We start from the raw sequence: 20,162 nt of genomic DNA, 5'->3' as shown, positions 1-20,162 counted from the left end.
CTAGTATTCTCTATTGTTAAGATTATGAAATTCTTGTTTCGCCGCTCCCAAGCCCAAGATCGTACGACTAATCATCAACGACGTCCTTCTCTAGGTCCTAGATTATCCTTGTTGCTGCTATGTGCAAGCATGGTATTAACCCTCGGCATCGGTACTACCCTAACCAGAGCTCAAGGGGACGGTAACCTCAGAAAACAGGAAGACCAGTTCATCCAGAAGTACAGCTTACCCAAAACCCCCACTAAGGCTCCAGTCTACAAACCTAAACCTCGACCTCGGCCAGCGGCGCGACCTAGACCAAAAGCTGCTCCAGCAGCGCCACGACAAAGACGTTCTAATCCTGCGCCAGCAAGGGTTGCTCCCACCAGACCTCGACCAGCTGCCCGACCTCAGCCACGGACCAAACCCCGCTCCCAGTCCCAACCTCGTTCACAGCCCCAATCTACCCCAAATCCAATTGCTTCTACGCCGAATATCCCATTAAGTGAGTACATCTTGCAATTTAACCGCTCTCCGATTGTAGGCAATCGCCTCCGTATGCGGGGGGTTTATTCGGAAGCAAGACTGGGCTTTACCCGTCCGAGGGGTTGGAATATAAAAACCGCCAAAGCCTTAATCCGCTTCCAGCATTCACCAGCCTTGATTGCAAATCGCTCTAACCTGACCTTGCGGATTAATGGTACCAGTGTGGCCAGTGTCCCTCTCAACCGCAAGCAGTCTCAGGTGGCTAACGTCATGTTTGCTATTCCAACGACCCTGATCCAGGACTACAATGAACTTTCCCTAGTAGCCCAGCAACACAACACCACTGGCTGTACGGATGGAGGGGATGCCACGTTGTGGACTGAGGTTTTGCCGGATTCCAAATTAATCTTCCAATACCAAGTTGAACCTATTCCCCTAAACTTCAGTCGCTATCCTTATCCTTTCTTTGATCAACTCAGCTTAGATGCCAATCGCATTGCTTATATGCTGCCGCAGGGGAATGTCCAGACCCGATCCGTGGAGTCCTTAGAATCTTGGTTGACTGCTGCCCCTCGCTTACAGGCTTCCTTAGGCAGGTTGGCTGACTTCCGTCCCATTACCACCCGTTTGGTAGAGACTATCGACGAATTAGAGTGGGGCGATAGTTTAGTTGTGATGGGGACTCCTGGGGATCAACCAGTTTTGAAGTCTTTAGCACTGCCCTTTACCTTCTCCGGGAATCAGATTTTAGATGGGAATCAGATTCCCTTACCCGATGATGTCGGTGTGCTAGCACTTACCACAGTCAATGATGGCAGTAACCCGGTCTTGGTGGTGACTGGCAATGGCCCAGATGGCGTGAAAAAGGCTGCCCAGTTTTTAGTACAGCCAGATACCAGTAAACTTGGCACAGGTCAATTAATTTTCGTAGATCAGCTTCGGGATGTACCAATACCATCCCCCCGAAATTGGCCTGGTTATTTGCCAGAAGAAAATTCCTTTACTCTCGAAGACATCGCTACTCAGCCCAATGGTAAACCCTTTAAAGACGTCACGGTGCGAGGGACTTCAGCACCACCGGTAGAGTTTGATTTTCGGGCCTTACCGGATGATCGGTTTAAACGGGGCAGTTCCATGAATTTAGTTTACAGTTATGGTCCCCAGGTCAATCCTCGCACCTCTGCTGTAGAAGTCTTACTAGATGATGTACTAATTGGTGGTAAACGCTTGACTAAGAGGGATGGCTCACAGCGAGAAACTCTCAAAGTGGATCTTCCTGCCAATCTGATTAAACCCACCTCTAAAATCAAAGTCGCTTTCCGGCTGAACCCCAGGGAACCAGAGGAGTGTGGTAAAATTACCGATCAACAACTAACCGGTACGGTTCATGCTGAGACCAACTTCAAAGTTAATCGGGAGCCGTCAGTTCAACTACCTAATCTAGAACTGTTGCAAGTAGGTTACCCATTTGCAGCTCCTCAAGATTTGTCCAATACAGCGATCGTGTTGTCAGAGACACCATCTGATACCGATCTGCTCACCCTCCTAGCTGTCAGTGAACGTTTAGGACGTCTAAGTAAGGCAGATTCAGTACAGCTGGATGTTTACACCATTGAACAATTGCCTGATCAGATCACGAGGAAGCGCAATCTGGTCGGAATTGGCACCAGAGAGGAATTTCCCTTTCCAGAGGTATTTGAGTCAAGTGGTTTGCGTTTGAGTAATGCTCTAGGACGTCAGTGGGGTGAAGCTAGTGTCCAGACTCTACCGGATAGTGAAGGGGTAATTAAAGAAATCATGTCTCCCTATAACAATCAGCGGGTACTTTTGGCTTTGAGTGGTCAAACGGAAAATGGCTTAGACCGGGTGCGGCAGATTCTCACTAAAGATTCTTGGTTCTACCAGTTGCAGAAGGATACGGTTTTAGTTAGTAGTTATCAACAAGACCCTGCTGGTTATGACCCCGATGCCTATAAGCTAGAGTTCTTTGAACTAGCCCGTTCTAAGAAGCGCATTGAAAAAACCTCCGCCCTCAGTAAAGCATCGTTCTTCCTCCAACAAAACTGGTGGTTCCTAGCTTTAGGTATTCTGGGCGTAACCTTCCTGCTTTATGGCATTAGCCAGTTGTACCTCAAGCGTGTGACAGATCAAAAAAGTCATTAGTAATTAGTCATTAGTGATTAGTCTTTACTCTTGATTAGTATTTACTTTTGTCTGTCTATTAAATAGGATTAAATCAAAATTCCACTGTCAGCTATCAGCTGATAGCTGATAGCTGACGGCTGAATACTTACATCAATATTAGTTTCACATCTCAAATCAAAATGCTATAAATTGCTATGTCTTTTTCCTTATTCAAACAATCGAGAAATAGGCAAAATCGCCCTCGTCGCTCCCCTTTAATTACATTACTCGTTGATCGCCTACCTCGGTTTTTTGACCGAGTCCTAGCACGGCTAGGGTCGAATCACTTGTCGTGGCTGATTTTGCTGCTGGTGTTGCTATCCATACCCCTGATTACTACACCCCTAACAGTCAGGCAGCAGGGGATTGTAGCGATCGCACTAATATTGGTTGGTCAAGTGGTAGTGCGCACTGAAGCCAAACAATCTGATAAAACAGTCAGTGAGTATTTTCATCTGTTTTTAGTATGGCTGAGCCTGGTGACCACCATGCGCTACCTATACTATCGCTTTGCCTATACCCTAAATTTTGATACTTGGATCAACGGGTTTTTCTGTGTGCTGTTGTTGGGGGCGGAATTGTATGCAATTCTAACCCTAGTGCTAGCTTATTTTCAAACTCTCAAAATCAAAGACCGAGAAATCGTTGATCTGGCTAACTATCCTCAAGACCAATGGTTCAAGGTTGATATCTACATTCCAACCTACAACGAGCCTGTGGAAATTGTCCGCAATACAGCAGTAGCCGCTCTGGCTATGGACTATCCGGAGGATAAAAAACAAGTCTATGTCTTAGATGATGGCAGAAAGTATCCAGAGCGTCGCAAAAAGTTGAAGCAGATGTGCGAAGAAATCGGCTGTAAATTGTTGACTAGACCTAACAATGATCATGCCAAGGCAGGTAATATCAACACAGCGTTTAAGACTACCAAGGGCGATCTGGTATTGATTCTGGACTGCGATCACATTCCAGTGCGAAAATTGCTGATGCGCACAGTCGGGTTTTTCTACAACCCAAACGTATCCTTTGTGCAAACGCCCCACTGGTTCTTTAACCCCGACCCCTTTGAGCGAAATCTCTATACTAAGGGTGAGATTCCAGTCATGAATGAACTCTTTTATAAAGTACTGCAAAAGGGCAATGACTTCTGGAATGCTTCCTTTTTCTGTGGCTCAGCAGCGGTAATTCGCAAAACCCATGCGCTGGAGATTGGGGGAATTGCTGTTGAAACCGTTACAGAAGATTGTCACACGGCCTTCCGACTCCATTCCTTAGGTTATGAGTCAGTGTACTATGACCAGATTATGGTTGCTGGCTTAGCCCCTGAAACCTTTGCCTCCTATGTGGGTCAGCAAGTGCGTTGGGCAAGGGGAATGGCTCAGATTCTACGGCTAGAATTCCCCTTGTTGAACTGGAAGGCAAAACATCTCACCTTAGGCCAGCGGATTTGCTATTTTTCAGCCACCTCCCACTTCTTCTATGGCTTTCCCCGGCTGATTTACGCTGTCACTCCCACTCTATTCCTATTGTTTGGCATCAATCCCATTCAGGGTTTGGGGCTAGAAACCTTATTTTATGCCCTGCCCCATCTACTGATTAGCCTCAATGCTAACTATATCACCTACAAAGAAGTTCGCTTTTCCTTCTGGAACGAGGTGTTTGAATTTGTGATGTCATTCCAGACGGGGTATGTCACTCTGATGGCGGTGATTAACCCCAAGCTCGGTTCATTTAATGTAACTGACAAGGGGGTATCGGTTAGTCAGCGGAGTTTTGATTGGCAGTCAGTACAGGGTCTTTTGGTAGTAACAGCTATAGTGATTGCTGCCTTACTAGCTGTTCCGTTTTGGCTGCTGCTGCGTCCAGAAGATGCAGAAGCGGTCTTGGTTAACGCCATGTGGTGCGTCTTTAACTCGGTTCTGCTGATAGCAGGTTTGCTGGTTGCCTTTGAACAACCCCAACAACGCCCCAAACACCGCCTGCTACGACGCCTTCCGGTGACAATTCACACCACTGACCAGAGTTGGCCAGGGGAAACGGTTAATATCTCAGAAAGCGGAGTTTTAATTGCCTTAGATAGCTGGCCCAACCTACCTGATCAAGTAGACCTTGAAATTGTGGGAGATTACGGCAGACGAGCCTTTGTTGCTGGAGAAATTATCCGCAAGACACCGATTAGTGACCATCAAGTTCACCTTGCGATTAATTTTATCAACCTCACTCAAGCTCAGCTAGATGATTTAGTCCTAGTAATTTATTCCGATGTCAGGGAGTGGTATTCCCAGAAGCGTGCGACCTTAGACCGACCCATGGGCTCCTTAGGTTTCTTAGCCACTGGTGTGTTCCGTGCCTTCCGAGAGTTGAACACCCAAACCAGTAGTACTAAGGTGCGGAAACAGATTAGGGCTACTGCTCAGCTTTATTGGGAAGGTAAGTTTTACAGTGGCAGGGCAACTGAAATGGGAGTGATGAGTTTACGGGTGGAATTAGACCGCAGCACTGAATTTTCTGACACCACGGAGCAAACTAGTCCATTGCTCACACCAGAAGATTTACGAAGAATGGAGCAAGACCAACCCTTCGTTGGCTTGCTATTGAGTCAGGAATCGACTAACCAGTTACCACAGCGATTGTTGGCTCAAATTGTGGATGTCGAAGATTTATCCGATCAAGTTGCCATTGAGTTGAAGTTCCCAGATCAGTTAAAGCAGAAACAGGAGACAAAAATTAAACAGCTTTTGAAAGTACTCTAGTTTAAGGTTTAATCGGGTTGAAGGTTTAAGGTTTAATCGGGTTGAAGGTTTAAGGTTTAAGGTTTAAGGAGGTTGGAGGTTTAAGGCTTAAGGTTGAAAGCTCACCGGGTGATTGAGGAAGTAGTGCCAGCGCTTCGGCGTTCCCGTAGCGTGGCCGTAGGCCAATCGCAGATCAACCTTCACTGGCCTGATGCATACATTTGCTGGGGTTTGTAGTCAGACCCTAGCTTGTTGGCACAGAATCCTAAATGACGGCTTTGACCAGGTTCGATCAATCCTCCCCAATCCAGCGGGGTGACCACATAGTCTTTAGAGGATTGAGAGTTTTCCCTGTTACGGGGTTGGAAATTAGCATTCCAACTATTGTTAATCGCAGCTTGATTCATTTGGAATGTTAATTCCCAGTCTTCAACCTTACTACTGCCCTCATTGATAACCTGTATGCCGATGCAAAATCCTTCTTGCCAATCTGAATGCAGGTTAGGTAGCACTTTTAAAGAGACACGGTTTCGAGTTTGTGACCTTGTAGAGAGATTAGGGTTAGGGAGATTAGGGCTAGTTTCAGGTGTTGGTCTTGGCTCCCTTAAAGCTTGGTTGGTATCAGGTGGCGATGAAGGTAAAGGTGCCCTGTCGCTAGGTTTGGCACTGGGGGATGGTAAAGGTAGTGGCTCCTTTAAACCTGGATTGGCAAGGGGTGACGGTAGGGGAAGGGGTGTAACTTGAGTTGGTGTGACACGCAGGTTAGGTGCAGGTAACGGTGGGATTACACCAGGGTTACTACTCGGTAAAGGTGCAGGTAAAGGTGGAATTACACCAGGGTTGGTACGCAGGTTAGGCGGGGGTAGTGGTGCCACGCTCCTGGGTGTGGAATTAGATAGGGGTGGAGGTAGTGGTGCAACCCTCCTGGATTGCTGCCCACTTGATGTTGGTGTAGGTATTTGCCCGATTGAGCTGGGTTGGGAATTCGGCAATGGCGTAGGCATTGGTTTAGTTATGCCTGGTGGGAAACTTGGTCGCGGTATGGAAATTGAGGGGATAATCGGAGCAACTCCCACGTTCGGGGCGAAATTGTTGGCAATTAGCAGTCCCTGAAGCAGTTGTTGCTTAGGAGCCTCCACACTCTGCCAATCATCTTGCAGGATCCCGCCAGTATCCCCACTATTGGGATTCCAACTCCAGTAGGCAAAACTGAGGTTGTTTCGATTAATGTAATCTACCAGCCGCCGCTTCCAAACTCCCTCTTTTGAGTTAGGGTCTACCTCCTTTCCACCGAATTCTCCGATCAAAATCGGCGCAATGCCTTGTCTAGCGATATAGTTCCAAGCAATTTCCCAGCGGTATTCCAAATTGTTAGGGAAACTCGGTTCTGAAAACCAAGAGTGATTGAACACTCCAGGGCCGTATTCATGGGGGGAATAGACCAGCTTATTCGGATTAGACAAACGTACTGGATATTCCCTAACCCCTTCCAGATTACCCCCATGCCAATGGGTCGCTAGTCGTTGACCTGGAACATTCTTTTCCACACCTTCAACAACTATCAGCCATTTGGGGTTGACCGCAAGAATGGCATTACCAGCCCTCTGTGCTGCCAGTCCCCAGTCAGTGGCTAGATCGTTTGTTCCCCAGCTCGCTCGACCATGGGGTTCATTTTTCAGGTCTGCACCAATGACATTAGGCTGATTGCGGTAACGAGTTGCCAGCATTTTCCAGGTTTCTATCCAATCAGTTTCCGTAAACCCATCCCCGTACCATAATGGAGGAATACGTTGGTCATTGAGTCGGTGACAGTCCAACAAAATTAATATGCCTTGCTGCTGGGCTTCCTTGATAATGGCATCCATGACCTCCAAGGGCGATTTACCGTAAAGCTCCCGATTGCTACCGATGTTGAAATCAATCCCACTGACCTCTGAGGCTCTTAGGGATTGGATAGAAAACGGCAGCCGAATCATGTTGTAGCCCAAGCTTTTGATCTGCGCCAACATATCCTTGTAGTCTCGTTTCCACAACCCATGAGGAGCATGCAACTCTGTCTCAATCCCAAACCAGTTCACCCCTCTGAGTAATATCGGGCGACCTAGGGAATCAAGTAGTTGTGATCCTTGGGTAGAAAGAGGTAGCTGCATGGTTCTTGCAGCATTGGCTGCATCAACAGGATGGTGAGAAGGCAAGGTTAATTCCATCAGGGATAAAAAGACTAACGCTAAGCCAAGACCAATGATTCGCCAAGGAAGTGTAAATTTGGTTCGCTGGTACTTAGGAAGCCTACTATGCCCAGGCTTGCGCCGTCGAGGCTGCCCGAAATGGCTGATGATTGTCAGCAGGATAGTTGATAGGATGCGGGCAACTCGGGATATGTGCCGGAAAAATCTAGACATCGGTTTCTACAAGAGAAGAGGTAGAGTTAGTCACAACTAGAGGTGCGACCCGTGGCGAATTTAATTCGCCAAGTAAGAGCGCACCTAAGAACTTGAGATTGAGCTTCCGTCACCCTGGCTAACTCGAAAAACTAAATTAAGCCACTATACTATATATAGGGCAATGGGTAGGTTACGATAGACAATCCCTTAATATCAATACCCAAAACTAGCCCTAATGTCAGTGTATCTCCTCAAAACCGAAACCCGACAATTCCCCTGGTTAAAAATCATGTAATGCTTGATGGGTAAAGGCTAGATTCGAAATCAGCTAGGGATTTCTGGGAGGTTGTCACACAACCGTCACAAAGTATTTTGACAGATTCCAAAGACTAAGTCAGGGCAGGTATTTAAAAAACTTACCAACTTTTGGGGGGGCATACAGTCGAACGCTTATTGAACATGGGTTTTAGTTCCATAACCCTTTTTAGTTTCCCCCACATCCACCTTCAAAACCCTCGGTTTTTCAGGGAGTCTTCTGATTAATTGTAAAGTTCTCAGGTAATCACTAGGAACTGCAAGTTTCAATCTAGAAGGGGTTTATATACCTTCACTACTTATTTCTCTAAATATACCTTCACTACTTATTCATGTAAAATTCATAAACTTAGTAAATCGTTTCATGAAACTTTTATGAAACATGGGATTACTACGGATTAACTTAAAGAAAAGCCAAAGTATTAAAGGGTGCAGCTACAAAAAACTTCTGCCGCTGACCACCGATAAGGAGTGAGCGAAAGACTAAACAGATCACAACTTGATCAAAACTTGGCAAAGTCTGACGCGGCTCAGGTTAAATGGCTGATGCGGCAACTATCGAAGGAAACTACTGATTATGACATCTCCGATTAAGCAATTTGTCCTGAAACCAATTGTATTTTCAGCTGCACTCTTTACAGTCCTAACCATACCACTAGCTTGGTTTGGCTCTAGACCTTTAAATATCCAAGTACAAGAGGAGCCAGTGTTTGACGGTAAACTAATGGACGTAGCTCCACCTTACTTGGGCTTAGCAGCGCTACTAAGTCTGACTGTAGGAACTGCTACAGTGGCGATGACCGGATGGCGCTCCGCTGACCGCAACCGGTCTGATATAGAGGCACAGTTATCGGGTCTTGAGGAAAATCTCAAGAAAAAGGAGGAATTGTTAGAGACACTTCAGCTCTCAGACTCTAGGTTAGACGCTTCTGGACTGAAGGAGTTTACCTCAGAGAAAGACACTTCACTATCTTTGAACGACAACTACCAGCCCATTAGCAATGTTGAGCAAGTCACTTCTGAATCCTTGCCCAAAAACTACCATCCGATTGCCGAAACTGGGTCGGTAACTGAACCTGTAATAATTACCAATCAAACAGTGGATCATGAACCATCCACTCAATCCCCCACTAAACCCGACTTGGACGTGCGAGCAGCTACGGCTAGGTTTCCATCGGTGCAATCATTTCTAGCCTATGCTCCACCCAATGCTGCTCAGGAGCCACAGAAGAAACCAACTCCCCTTAATGGTGATGAGTTTGACCAACTCTACACTAAAGTTCAGCATCTTATGTCTCAGATGGTCACTGTAAAAAAGGCTATGAAAAGACGGTCACCGAAAACCTCACTCGAGTAGTCGTGATCAGATAGCTACCAAAAAAACTTGGTAATGGCTAATTCCTAGATATTGATAGTTAAGTCATATCAAGGGTTAGTCATTATCTTTTCTTACCAGTCAAACCGGAATCTTACCACGTAATGTTTTAATAAAAACCCTAATCACATCAGCTCGATTCTGTCTAGTCTGTTCATAATGTTCATGTGGATTGCTTCAATAATTCTATTGCTTCAATAATTCAAGGTCTAACTCCTAAAGAATCCTCGTCACAAACCATGCAAGCACTGTCAATATCAGTGCTAAATGCCTTGAATGCACCCTTACTATGGACTGACATCATATGCACTGACATCAATTCAGTTCAGAATTCGTCGAAAGCATCGCTACAATGCGGTCGAATCTTTTCCTATTTTGCCAACCTAGCCACAAGGGGAGAACTTGGGCTTCTGCTAATTCTAGTACCAAGGATTGAATTTCTTGGTCAGATGCCTGTCCATAAAGCAGTAGTACTAAGAACCCATTGAGTTGCCGTGCCATTGTTTTAGCTTGAGGTAAGGCATCTATAGCTTCAGTCCAATGGACAGGGAACATCAAATGAAGTGGCTTATCGTCTCCCATGTGGATTAGAGTCGGTTTGAGGAGATTGCAAGTGCCATGAGGTCCCTCGTACCAAGGGCGATGATTTTCTAGGTACGCAGCTTCTGACTTTACCCAAGTATTCATTTTGTACCTCTAAGTTTATTATAGCTCTTATTTTCTTTATGGTAATTGATTAAAAATGGATTCGCTCAAATTATTTGTAGTCTACAACGAACAAATGCTCTTAGGGTTAGCTTTTGAGAATTTATCCAATGGTTGATTCGTTAAAAAAAACATGGATTGGTAGTATTTACTCATTTATGCCATTTTATAATGCTTAAATTAATTTAAAAAAAATCCATAGTTTGCAATTGTTTTTTGAGTTATATATAAGTTATACTTTAGTTAACGAATAATTGAATTTATGGCCAATTTATAGTGATTTATATTCCCACACCGGTGAGGCTGGAATAACTTACTAGGAAGCGTGTTTTTTAAGTTATTGATCTGACCAATAGTCAAGATTTAGAGTGACAGTAACCTGGGATGAACGATAAAAATTTCCCTTTACCTTTATCCTTTGGTAAAACTTCATCCTTTCTTGATGCAAAGCGCTCATGGGGGTAACCACGGCAGTCGCTCATGGCCCATGGGTCTGTGTGCGGAACCTGCGTCCGCACCGCTGTTTGCCCCGTGGAACAGCAGTCGCTCATAGGGGAAACCCCCCCAGGTCGGCGCTGCCTTCCCAAGACCGCGCTGCCTCCCCAAGACCGTAATGGTGCGTTTGACCCGTAATTAAATTCGCCACGGGTCGCACCTCTGCATCGCTTTTACAATTACGAAAAAATTCGCGCGAAAATTGGCACATTTCCCGCGCCCGGGCCCCACACTTCCCACACTTCCCTTCTTTATTTACAAATATGAGATGCACCTGATAAGCAAAGGACAAGGGCTGATCGAAAAACTTGATCTCAAAAACCCTGGGTTAGGTGGTAACTTCTATTAGTTTTTATGGTTCCTTGAGGAGGAATAGTGGTTTTGCTTAACAAGTATAGCATTTTCACGTGAAATGAAAACGCTATATACGTTGAGAGCTCCTAATTTATATATAGCGCTAGATTTATGGAGTAATAAAGTGAGCAATGCGATCGCTTTTGGCGGGCTCTTCGAGCCATCGCGTATTTCCCAAGCCAGCAGTCCCTCACCAACATGAAATTCTGAAACTCTTAGGTTCAGCTACCGTTTATCAAGTTCCATAACGCAGTGATTGACAAGCTGGAGTATCAAGGAGAAACATGATCGGTTTGAAGAAGCCCAGTCTCTAGTTCCTTGGCATTACCAATGGATTGTACTACACAAGTTTCTGCCCCTGATCGTGAGCCTATGAAGTAGTTGAGACCGTGCTCAAGGAGGGTCGTCAATGGTATAACTGGCAAAATCAGCCATTTATTCCAGTGGAGTTTTCAGTTGCTGCTTACCGCTTTGGTCACAGGCAAGTCAGACACCAACACTGGGTTCACATTCAGGAAAATTTGGTATTGTCGATCCCGTAGCGTGGCCTACGGCCAATCCCATAAGCGCGGAAGCTTAGCTTCCGGAGCGTAGCGTGAGCAAAGCTCAATCTTCTTAAATTTGCTGGAGTGCCATAAAAACTATAACTTGATAGGGTGCTATAAAATTATACCAATTCACTAAAACCTTGCTATCTATTATTGCATAAATGTAAAGATTAAGGGAAAAATGTAAAGCTAAACTATTTTAGGTTTTTACCTTAATTTTGAGTATAGTAATTTGTAGTATTCATAAGTATTAATTAAGTTAAATGGTACCCACAATTCTGGCTCTTGACTTTGACGGTGTTCTGTGTAACGGACTATTAGAATATTTTCAGACGGCGTGGCGTACATACTGTCAAATTTGGAAACCCGCCAGTGAAACACCACCCGAAAATTTAGCAGCTAGCTTCTACCCCTTACGACCTGTTATCCAAATCGGCTGGGAAATGCCAATATTGATTCACGCGCTGATTCTCGGTATTTCAGAAGACGAGATTTTGCAGAATTGGTCAACGGTTTCCCAGTCTATCGTTAATTCCGAGACCTTAGACAGAACCGATATAGCTAAGCAGTTAGACACTATTCGGGATAAATGGATTACTACCGATTTAGATGGTTGGTTGAGTCTACACCAATTTTATCCCGGTGTGATTGAGCGGTTGGATCAAATACTTTCCACAAATACCACACAGGTATATATTGTTTCTACTAAAGAAGGACGCTTCATCAAACAACTATTGCTGCAACAAGGTATTAAATTACCACAAGACAGAATTATTGGCAAGGAGTCCAAACGACCCAAACATCAAACCCTACGACAATTAATTGAAACTTTTCCAGGGGAAGCCGTAACACTATGGTTTGTGGAAGATCGGCTCAAGACCCTTAAATCTGTGCAACAGCAGCAAGACCTCAAACCGGTGAAACTCTATCTAGCTGATTGGGGCTACAACACCAAAGCTGAGCAAGAATCTGCTTGTAATGACCCGAGAATTCAGTTGTTGTCTCTTGAACAATTTTCCCAGGATTTTTCAAATTGGCTAGATTAAGCATTAAGTATTAGTCCTAATGGCAAGCGAAATTTAGGTTTTGTCAGCATTTCAGGGAACTCTATAACTATCACCTCTGAGATGGTGTTCTCAACCAGGGGTGAAAGGGATTTTGAATAACACGCTTTTCGGTTGGGGTTTCTATGGGATGCGACACCTAATTTTTAAACTCTGGAACTGGTTACTCAACCTAATTTTTCAGAGAATAATCCTGGTTCTAACGATCATGTTTTGCCTGGGAGTGGGAATTGCCCTCTCAAGCATGTCTCGTCTCTCTATGGATCTAATTGAATCCCACGCACTAGAGTATTCCGCCTTATCCACTCAAGTTATTAATGAGGCACGTAACCTCTACAGTACTGAGGTGGTTAGTCGTGCTAAAACTGTTCATGGGATTACCGTTACCCATGACTACACCACCAAAAAAGGGGCAATTCCTAATCCAGCCACCTATGTGATAGAACTGGGTTCGCGCATCAGTGCCAATGATACGGGAGCTTTAATCAGGCTTTACAGTGATTATCCCTTTCCCCATCGACAAGCTGAAGGGGGTCCGAAAGATGATTTTGAATGGGATGCACTCAAGTTCTTGAGAAAATATCCCACTCAGTCATTTTTTCGCCAAGAGCAGATCCAAGGTCGTTCCTCATTTCGATATGCAGAAGCCATCATTATGGAGCCTAGCTGCATTGCTTGTCATAACAGCCATCCGGATAGTCCCAGGATGGACTGGAAAGTAGGAGAGGTCAGAGGTGTTTTGGAAATCATTCAGCCTCTAGATAAATTTGTGGTACATACACAAATGAGTCTGAGGAGTACATTTATCACCTTAGGAGGACTATCTGTGTTGGCACTGTCAGGGCTAATTTTGGTTATCGGTAGATTGCGTCAAACAGCAAAGGAATTAAAAAGGCGGGTTAGGGAACGCACGGCTGCTTTGGCTGAAGCTAACCAAGATTTAGAAAAAAGGAATCAAATCATTAGTCAGATTTTTGGGCGTTACCTGAGTAAGGAAGTAGTAGATAAGTTACTAGAAAAACCCGAAGAATTGAAACTGGGAGGCCAGCGCAAAACTCTCACCATACTAACCTCTGATTTAAGAGGATTTACAGCCCTATCAGAACGATTGCTTCCCGAAGAAGTGGTTCAAATCCTCAACCTCTATCTGAAATATATGTCAGAGGTAATTACTAAATACCAAGGAACCATTGATAAGTTCATGGGTGATGGAATTTTGGTTTTATTTGGTGCTCCCACGGCCAGAGAAGACGATACAAAACGGGCAGTTGCTTGTGCTGTGGCGATGCAATTGGCAATGGTTCCTGTCAACGAAACGATGAATGCCTGGGGCTATCCACCTCTAGAAATGGGTATTGGTATCAACACAGGTGATGTTGTGGTGGGCAATATTGGCTCGGAAAAACGCACCGATTACAGTGTAGTAGGTAGCCAAGTAAACTTAACCTATCGCATTGAATCCTATACCATAGGTGGTCAAATTCTGATTTCAGAATCTACCTTTGAACAGGTTAAGTCAATCGTGATGATTCACGGGTACAAACAGGTACAACCAAAAGGGGTTAAACAGCCAATTACTATCTATCAAGTTGTGGGAATTGGTGATGAATACAATCTATTTCTACCTAAAGACGATGAGGATTTTTTTTCCCTTCCTAAAGCCATTCCACTCACCTATAAAGTTTTGGAAGGAAAGCATATCGGCAAAAATCTTTTTCTCGGAAGTTTAATTCAGCTTTCAGCTAAGGGAGCGAAAGTGCGTTCCTATGAGAGACGAAGAGAGGATTTACCAGTAGAGCTCAGTAATATAAGCCTAAATATATTAAATCAATCCCAAGCCGAATATAGTGATGACATCTATGCTAAAGTGACGTCACTTGAAACAGAACATCTAGGGTTTTATATCCGTTTTACATCCCAACCTCCAGAGGTAAAGAAAAGGCTTGATGATCTCTACAAGTCGATAAATGATAGAAGTGAATATAAGCCGTCAGGTATTAACAGTTAGCCGTGGAAACAGCGGATCTGGGAACAGGGAACAGCGGATCTGGGAACAGCGGATCTGGGAACAAAAATTATCACAATTCCTACACGCATCCCTATTAGGTATATGGCGATTGATTAGTTTATAGTCGGTAGGGTTTTTGCCAGAAACTCCTGATCAGAGTTAACCGTCTTTGTACGAGAAGATTACAACGATTGTCACACACGACTGGTTATGTTTTACAGTCCTCGAGGTATCAGCTGTCACCTATCATGCTAATCAACGGTTGGTAGTAAACAAGCTGGGGGGTCCTGGTACGGCTGGTTGAAAATCCCTGCTCGTTTTACTGATCCGACCCAGTGCAGTTAAAGCGCCTGCTAGCTGATGGCTGATGGCTGATGGCTGATGGCTTACGTTATGGGATGGCTCGAAGAGCCCGCCAAAGGCGATTGACCATAGGTCACGCTACGGGATTGACCATAGGTCACGCTACGAGATTGACCATAGGTCACGCTACGCGATCGCAAAAGCAAAATTTTCTCAACCAGTTCTCCCCAAGCCCGCTACAGATGTTTATTTTAATCCTTATCGTGGTTTATTTTAGCATTCATAGGTTGAATTGCCTGGGTGATGACCATGATATTCGTTACAAAACTTTACATAAAATTGTATAAAAATTCAATTTTTGGAGTGATTAATTATAGTGAGGAGGACCAATAAAGCTTGATGCTCTTGGTTGTCCTAAACCAGTAAGGATGAGTTATAGTCATGAATCAAATACCAGATAGCGGGACTTTGACAAAATCTTGCAATCCAATCACCGATCAACCTAGATGGGGAGGGCGATTCACCTTGGAGGCGTATATCATTAAGTATTCACTTTCAGGCAATTGACCTTTTTCCCTTACCCAGAGAGGTTTTCATCCCAATTCTGGCGGATTACGCCTACACATCAATAGTGGCTCGGACTGAAATTTAAATGCATATTCTGCATATTGCCTTAACACAGAAACTGCAGTGAAACAGTACCCAAAAGGGTACTGTCAGCATTACCTATTATAAAGGAATAATAGGTAAAGAAGCCGTTACTACCAACTCAATATTGCTTATACATGTAGCAGTTTGCAGCCATCGTAATAGTTTGCTTACCACAACAACCCGCTCATGTGGCAAATGGTGAACTATAACATTCACCTTTAAAGTTTGACCCAGGGAAATGCATTAACTCAGGCTTCCACCCCAATCAAAAAACTAGCTATAGCGTTCAGGTGTGACAAGCAGCCTTGTCAGCCTTCAGTGGTGCTCACTTCATCGGTGCATTGATCCTGGCTAGTGCCTAATTCCCATCCCCCGATAATTACAGATTACATCCATTGTGGATAAAGGGATAAACTATGGAATTTGATCTGATCATTGTTTTTTGGTCATTGTTTTTTGATCAAAGCTTTATGCAAGCTTTATCAAAGCTTTACAGAGTTAAAGGTTTAGTTTAGTTTTCGTGAAAGCGATACCCTTTAGATAACCAATAGTTTAGTGATAAGTACTCGGAGCAACGTTTTTAAGATTATCTTAATTCTTGTGAATTTTTAGTCCATCGGGTTGGAGCAATGATGGGCATTTTTTAAGGATTGCTTAATGCTAAACCGTTGATTTTGAGCCGACTACTTATATAATCTTTCATGGGAGATAATTCAGCCATTACTACCAAGAGTTAATTCAACTATTCTTGAACTAACAATTACTTCCATCGAAGTAAAAACTATCTGTTTTAGAACTGTAAGTTGATTGCGTTCGCGTAGCGTGGCCGTAGGCCAATCGCTTAACTCTTGGGGTCTATATAGGGTTTCTAAATAGCTCATTAGTAAGCTATCAGCTATCAGCTTAAGCGCTACGCGCACGCTACGCGAACAGCTATCAGCTATCAGCTATCAGCTAAAGGCTGAGGGCTGAGGGCTGAGGGCTCAGGGCTGACCGCTGAAGGCACCTCAAGTAGGGTGGCACAGGCTTCTAGCCTGTGGCCATACCCATAGGCTGACCGCTGAGGGCTGAGGGCTGACCGCTGACCGCTGACCGCTGATAGCTTACATTCAATGAATGTTAAAAATGCCCAATTTAGGACTGTGGTAAATAGAAAACAGATTGATATGAATAACGCTCAAGATACAGAAGCCAAAATTACTCAAAGTCATTATTTAACAGCCTTCCAACGCAAACTACTCCAAAAAAGCCTAGAAGAGGATTTACATGAATCCTACCGTCAGCGGATTCAAATTATGTTATTAGCAGATGAGGGCAAATCTCAAACGGAAATTTGTCAAACCTTGGGGTGTTGTGCCGCAACAGTAAGACATTGGATGCATATAGCTCGTAGTGGGATGGCTCACCAATGGCAGGATTGTCCAATTGGTCGCCCCAAGGCAGTCAATGACGAGTATTTAGACCGTTTGAAAGAACTGATTAACCAGAGTCCCCGGGATTATGGGTATTCCTTTCGCCGCTGGACAGTGAATTGGTTGAACAAACATCTGGCCAAAGAATTCGGGATTGAACTCAGCAATCGCCACCTGCAACGATTGCTCAAAGACATGGGATTATCGACTATACCAACACGGAGAAAGGTTAACTCCCCTAGCAGACAGGAAAACGATGGTCACAGCATCTTTATTTCTGACCTGAAATCCGCTAATGGCTCCGAGTCCAATAGTTTTTGGCTATTTAATCCCAGCAACATGGCATGAGATTATGGTTCGACATACATCTACATCTAATCCTAGATCTAATCCACTGATTTCCCCTGAGCAGCTCGCTAATACTCTAGGGCATTCTCTTTCAGAATTAGAAGTATCACGCTGTCTCAAACAAATAAAATATCGCGAGCCAACGGTCGGTCAATTTTGGCAGTCAACAGATGCTGAAGCTGGCATTTATATTGTGATTTCCGGAAAGGTCAGACTGATTAATAGTGCCGGGGAGTTAATTACCAACTTAGAAGCTGGAGCTTCGTTTGGGGAGTGTACTTTCTTTCCAGAAGAGTCTTTTGAGTGTTACTCAGCCAGAGCTTCCCTCAAAACTAAGCTCTGTTATCTAACTCCGGAACTGTTATTTCCCCTGATTAGCAAACATCCCCAAATCCGCGAACATTTTTATCGTCAGGCCCAAGGGCAAAATTCCCTGCTGATGCCCTCGGAGAGTGCTTTGGGAGAGGGGGAGAAAGGGAGAATAGCGGAAGTAGCGGGAGTGGGACAGAAGAAAGACATCCCCACCTCCGGAGACGAAAAACCCAAGCAAACCATCAGCAAAGCTTACTTTCCTAGCCCTACTCAAAAAGTTGGTCATTTGTGGCAGCGAGTGATCCGGCGCTATCCGTTTTTTGCCCAACAGAGTGGTTCTGACTGCGGTGCTGCCTGTCTGGTGATGATCGGTCGCTATTGGGGGAAACGATTCAGTGTTAATCGCTTGCGAGATATCTCCAATGCTGACCGTAATGGCGCTTCATTGCGGGGACTATCAGCGGCTGCCGAAAGTATTGGCTTTTCCACTCGACCAGTGAAAGCTAGTCTGGATCGACTGGCAAAACAACAGCTACCTGCGATTGTCCACTGGGAAGGAAAACACTTTATTGTTGTTTATGAAATCACCAACAAGCATGTGGTAATTGCTGACCCTGCTCTTGGTCAGAAAAGTCTGAGCCACCAGGAATTCAAAGCGGATTGGACTGGTTATGTACTGCTACTGGAACCCACAGCAATCCTGAAGGATACCAAAGAAAGTAAGACCTCTTTCTGGCAATTTTTTGAGTTGGTAAAGCCTCACAGTGTCGTGTTGCTGGAGGTGTTTTTTGCTTCCCTGATGATCCAGATATTTGGTCTGATTACACCGATATTTACCCAGATAATTTTAGACCGAGTGGTGGTGCAACGGAGCACCCTCACCCTAACCGCTGTGGGGTTAGGATTGCTGATGTTTACTATGTTTCGGGTTGCGATTACCGGGTTGCGGCAATATTTGCTTGACCACACCGCAAATAAAGTAGACCTAGCACTAATTGTGGGGTTTATCAGCCATACCTTGCGATTACCTTTAGGTTTCTTTGAGTCTCGTTTTGTGGGTGATATTACCTCCCGGATTCAGGAAAATCGTAAAATTGAGCGGTTTCTTACCGGTGAAGCGTTATCTATCCTGCTAGATTTAGTAACAGTTTTTATCTATGTGGGATTGATGTTTTGGTACAGTTGGAAGATGGCGCTGCTAATTTTAGTAATTGTACCACCCTTTTTCCTGTTGGCGTTGATTTCTACACCCTTTTTAAAACGAATTTCTCGGGAAGTATTTAATGCGATCGCAAAAGAAAGCAGTTATCTGATTGAAGTGCTTTCTGGTGTCCGCACTGTCAAGTCTACAGCAGTTGAGCAAACCGTACGCTGGCATTGGGAAGAGTTATTAAATAAAGAGGTTAAAACTAACTTTTCTGGGCAAGTGATTAGCAATCGACTCCAGATTTTCAGCAATACCATCGAGGGGTTAGCCACTACCGCACTGCTCTGGTTTGGGGCATGGTTGGTGATTCAAAATCAGCTCACCATTGGGCAATTGGTGGCTTTTAATATGTTGCTGGGTAATGTGATTACCCCTTTCCAGCGGATCACGGTACTGTGGAATGAATTTCAGGAAGTGGTGATTGCTATGGAGCGCATCAATGATGTGCTGGATTACCAACCAGAAGAAGATTTGCACTATCAAGCACGGCAATCATTACCTCAATTGCGCGGTCACATTCGTTTTGATAAGGTCACCTTCCGCTATCACCCAGAAAGTGATACCAATGTCCTGGAAAATCTTAGTTTTGAGGTAAAACCAGGGCAAATGGTCGCCCTAGTGGGGCGCAGTGGTTCCGGGAAAAGCACGATTTCCAAGCTGATGTTGGGGCTGTATCTTCCCTCAGATGGGAAGGTGTTGATTGATGGGCAGGATATCACCAGTCTTTCCTTAGGCTCCTTGCGCCAGCAAATTGGTGTGGTAGATCAAGATACCTTTCTGTTTGGAGGGACAATTCGAGAAAACATCAGTCTGGCTTATCCCTCAGCCACCTTAGACGAAATTATGGCAGCAGCGAAACTGGCCGGTGCTGATGAATTTATCCAAAAATTGCCCATGGGCTATGAAACCGAGATTGGGGAGGGAGGAGGGATGTTGTCTGGGGGACAGCGACAGCGTTTAGCCATTGCTCGCGCCCTCTTGGGAAATCCCCACCTATTAATTTTCGATGAAGCCACCTCCCACCTGGATGCAGAATCCGAGCGGATTATTCAGACCAATCTCAATACTATTCTCAAAAACCGCACCACCCTAGTGATTGCTCACCGTCTTTCTACCGTACGCAAAGCTGACCTGATTTTAGTCCTCGATAGAGGGGTCTTGATTGAAAGCGGTACTCACGAAGACTTAATGGCAAAGCGAGGACATTATTTCTATCTGAATCAGCAGCAATTATAGCGCAGGGAGTAGGGAGTAGGGAGTAGGGAGTAGGGAGTAGGGAATAGGGAATAGGGAACAGGGA

Annotated in this window: 12 protein-coding genes; 9 read left to right on the top strand and 3 right to left on the bottom strand. The window is 44.7% G+C overall.

The window, feature by feature from the left end; all coding sequences use genetic code 11:
• Positions 1-24: 24 nt before the first annotated feature.
• Both BJP37_RS12720 and BJP37_RS12715 read left to right on the top strand, forming a co-directional pair.
• Entirely contained in the window at positions 25-2,628 is a 2,604-nt protein-coding gene (locus BJP37_RS12720; protein ID WP_075899255.1) for a cellulose biosynthesis cyclic di-GMP-binding regulatory protein BcsB, read from the top strand.
• A 176-nt stretch (positions 2,629-2,804) separates the two neighbouring features.
• Positions 2,805-5,402, top strand: a complete 2,598-nt coding sequence (locus BJP37_RS12715) for a glycosyltransferase family 2 protein (protein ID WP_075899253.1) — start codon at positions 2,805-2,807, stop codon at positions 5,400-5,402.
• Positions 5,403-5,581: 179 nt separating this feature from the next.
• On the opposite strand, the gene BJP37_RS42455 is transcribed toward BJP37_RS12715, so the two are convergent.
• Positions 5,582-7,588 carry a cellulase family glycosylhydrolase gene (locus tag BJP37_RS42455; RefSeq protein WP_438941533.1) on the bottom strand — a complete coding sequence of 669 codons (2,007 nt, stop codon included), beginning with the start codon at positions 7,586-7,588 and terminating at the stop codon, positions 5,582-5,584.
• A gap of 1,069 nt (positions 7,589-8,657) precedes the next feature.
• Here BJP37_RS42455 and BJP37_RS12700 point away from each other — a divergent pair.
• On the top strand, positions 8,658-9,437 hold the full coding sequence (locus tag BJP37_RS12700) for a hypothetical protein (RefSeq protein ID WP_075899251.1): 780 nt from the start codon (positions 8,658-8,660) through the stop codon (positions 9,435-9,437).
• A gap of 333 nt (positions 9,438-9,770) precedes the next feature.
• Here the strand turns inward: BJP37_RS12700 and BJP37_RS12695 are convergent, their stop codons facing one another.
• Positions 9,771-10,142 (bottom strand): hypothetical protein, encoded by a 372-nt coding sequence (locus BJP37_RS12695; RefSeq protein ID WP_075899249.1) that lies wholly within the window; start codon positions 10,140-10,142, stop codon positions 9,771-9,773.
• 925 nt (positions 10,143-11,067) lie between these two features.
• Between BJP37_RS12695 and BJP37_RS39095 the strand changes: the two genes are divergently transcribed.
• The 4 genes from BJP37_RS39095 to BJP37_RS36400 all read left to right on the top strand — a co-directional run bounded on the left by BJP37_RS39095 (position 11,068) and on the right by BJP37_RS36400 (position 15,279).
• Positions 11,068-11,211, top strand: a complete 144-nt coding sequence (locus tag BJP37_RS39095) for a hypothetical protein (protein ID WP_158069559.1) — start codon at positions 11,068-11,070, stop codon at positions 11,209-11,211.
• A 609-nt stretch (positions 11,212-11,820) separates the two neighbouring features.
• Entirely contained in the window at positions 11,821-12,603 is a 783-nt protein-coding gene (locus BJP37_RS12690) for an HAD family hydrolase (protein ID WP_075899248.1), read from the top strand.
• A 277-nt stretch (positions 12,604-12,880) separates the two neighbouring features.
• Positions 12,881-14,629 (top strand): adenylate/guanylate cyclase domain-containing protein, encoded by a 1,749-nt coding sequence (locus tag BJP37_RS12685; RefSeq protein ID WP_229415568.1) that lies wholly within the window; start codon positions 12,881-12,883, stop codon positions 14,627-14,629.
• A 374-nt stretch (positions 14,630-15,003) separates the two neighbouring features.
• Positions 15,004-15,279, top strand: a complete 276-nt coding sequence (locus BJP37_RS36400; protein ID WP_143727593.1) for a hypothetical protein — start codon at positions 15,004-15,006, stop codon at positions 15,277-15,279.
• A gap of 1,017 nt (positions 15,280-16,296) precedes the next feature.
• Here the strand turns inward: BJP37_RS36400 and BJP37_RS39090 are convergent.
• Positions 16,297-16,464, bottom strand: coding sequence for a hypothetical protein (locus BJP37_RS39090; protein ID WP_158069558.1), 168 nt, complete (start codon positions 16,462-16,464; stop codon positions 16,297-16,299).
• Between the two features lie 231 nt (positions 16,465-16,695).
• On the opposite strand from BJP37_RS39090, the gene BJP37_RS12680 reads away from it, so the two are divergent.
• Positions 16,696-17,343 (top strand): helix-turn-helix domain-containing protein, encoded by a 648-nt coding sequence (locus BJP37_RS12680; RefSeq protein ID WP_081431161.1) that lies wholly within the window; start codon positions 16,696-16,698, stop codon positions 17,341-17,343.
• Between the two features lie 4 nt (positions 17,344-17,347).
• Positions 17,348-20,098, top strand: coding sequence for a peptidase domain-containing ABC transporter (locus BJP37_RS12675; protein ID WP_075899246.1), 2,751 nt, complete (start codon positions 17,348-17,350; stop codon positions 20,096-20,098).
• Positions 20,099-20,162: the final 64 nt, after the last annotated feature.

Source organism: Moorena bouillonii PNG (assembly GCF_001942495.1).
GTDB lineage: Bacteria > Cyanobacteriota > Cyanobacteriia > Cyanobacteriales > Coleofasciculaceae > Moorena > Moorena bouillonii.
This window is presented reverse-complemented; position numbering and strand designations above follow the sequence as displayed.

Excerpts from the sequence above, each read along its gene's own strand:
- BJP37_RS12720 (WP_075899255.1), top strand. The coding sequence starts at position 25 with ATGAAATTCTTGTTTCGCCGCTCCCAAGCCCAAGATCGTACGACTAAT.
- BJP37_RS12690 (WP_075899248.1), top strand. The coding sequence starts at position 11,821 with ATGGTACCCACAATTCTGGCTCTTGACTTTGACGGTGTTCTGTGTAAC.
- BJP37_RS36400 (WP_143727593.1), top strand. The coding sequence starts at position 15,004 with ATGGCTGATGGCTTACGTTATGGGATGGCTCGAAGAGCCCGCCAAAGG.
- BJP37_RS12675 (WP_075899246.1), top strand. The coding sequence starts at position 17,348 with ATGGTTCGACATACATCTACATCTAATCCTAGATCTAATCCACTGATT.
- BJP37_RS42455 (WP_438941533.1), bottom strand. The coding sequence starts at position 7,588 with ATGGAATTAACCTTGCCTTCTCACCATCCTGTTGATGCAGCCAATGCT.
- BJP37_RS12685 (WP_229415568.1), top strand. The coding sequence starts at position 12,881 with ATGGATCTAATTGAATCCCACGCACTAGAGTATTCCGCCTTATCCACT.
- BJP37_RS12680 (WP_081431161.1), top strand. The coding sequence starts at position 16,696 with ATGAATGTTAAAAATGCCCAATTTAGGACTGTGGTAAATAGAAAACAG.
- BJP37_RS12715 (WP_075899253.1), top strand. The coding sequence starts at position 2,805 with ATGTCTTTTTCCTTATTCAAACAATCGAGAAATAGGCAAAATCGCCCT.
- BJP37_RS39095 (WP_158069559.1), top strand. The coding sequence starts at position 11,068 with ATGAAAACGCTATATACGTTGAGAGCTCCTAATTTATATATAGCGCTA.
- BJP37_RS12695 (WP_075899249.1), bottom strand. The coding sequence starts at position 10,142 with ATGAATACTTGGGTAAAGTCAGAAGCTGCGTACCTAGAAAATCATCGC.
- BJP37_RS39090 (WP_158069558.1), bottom strand. The coding sequence starts at position 16,464 with ATGAGCTATTTAGAAACCCTATATAGACCCCAAGAGTTAAGCGATTGG.
- BJP37_RS12700 (WP_075899251.1), top strand. The coding sequence starts at position 8,658 with ATGACATCTCCGATTAAGCAATTTGTCCTGAAACCAATTGTATTTTCA.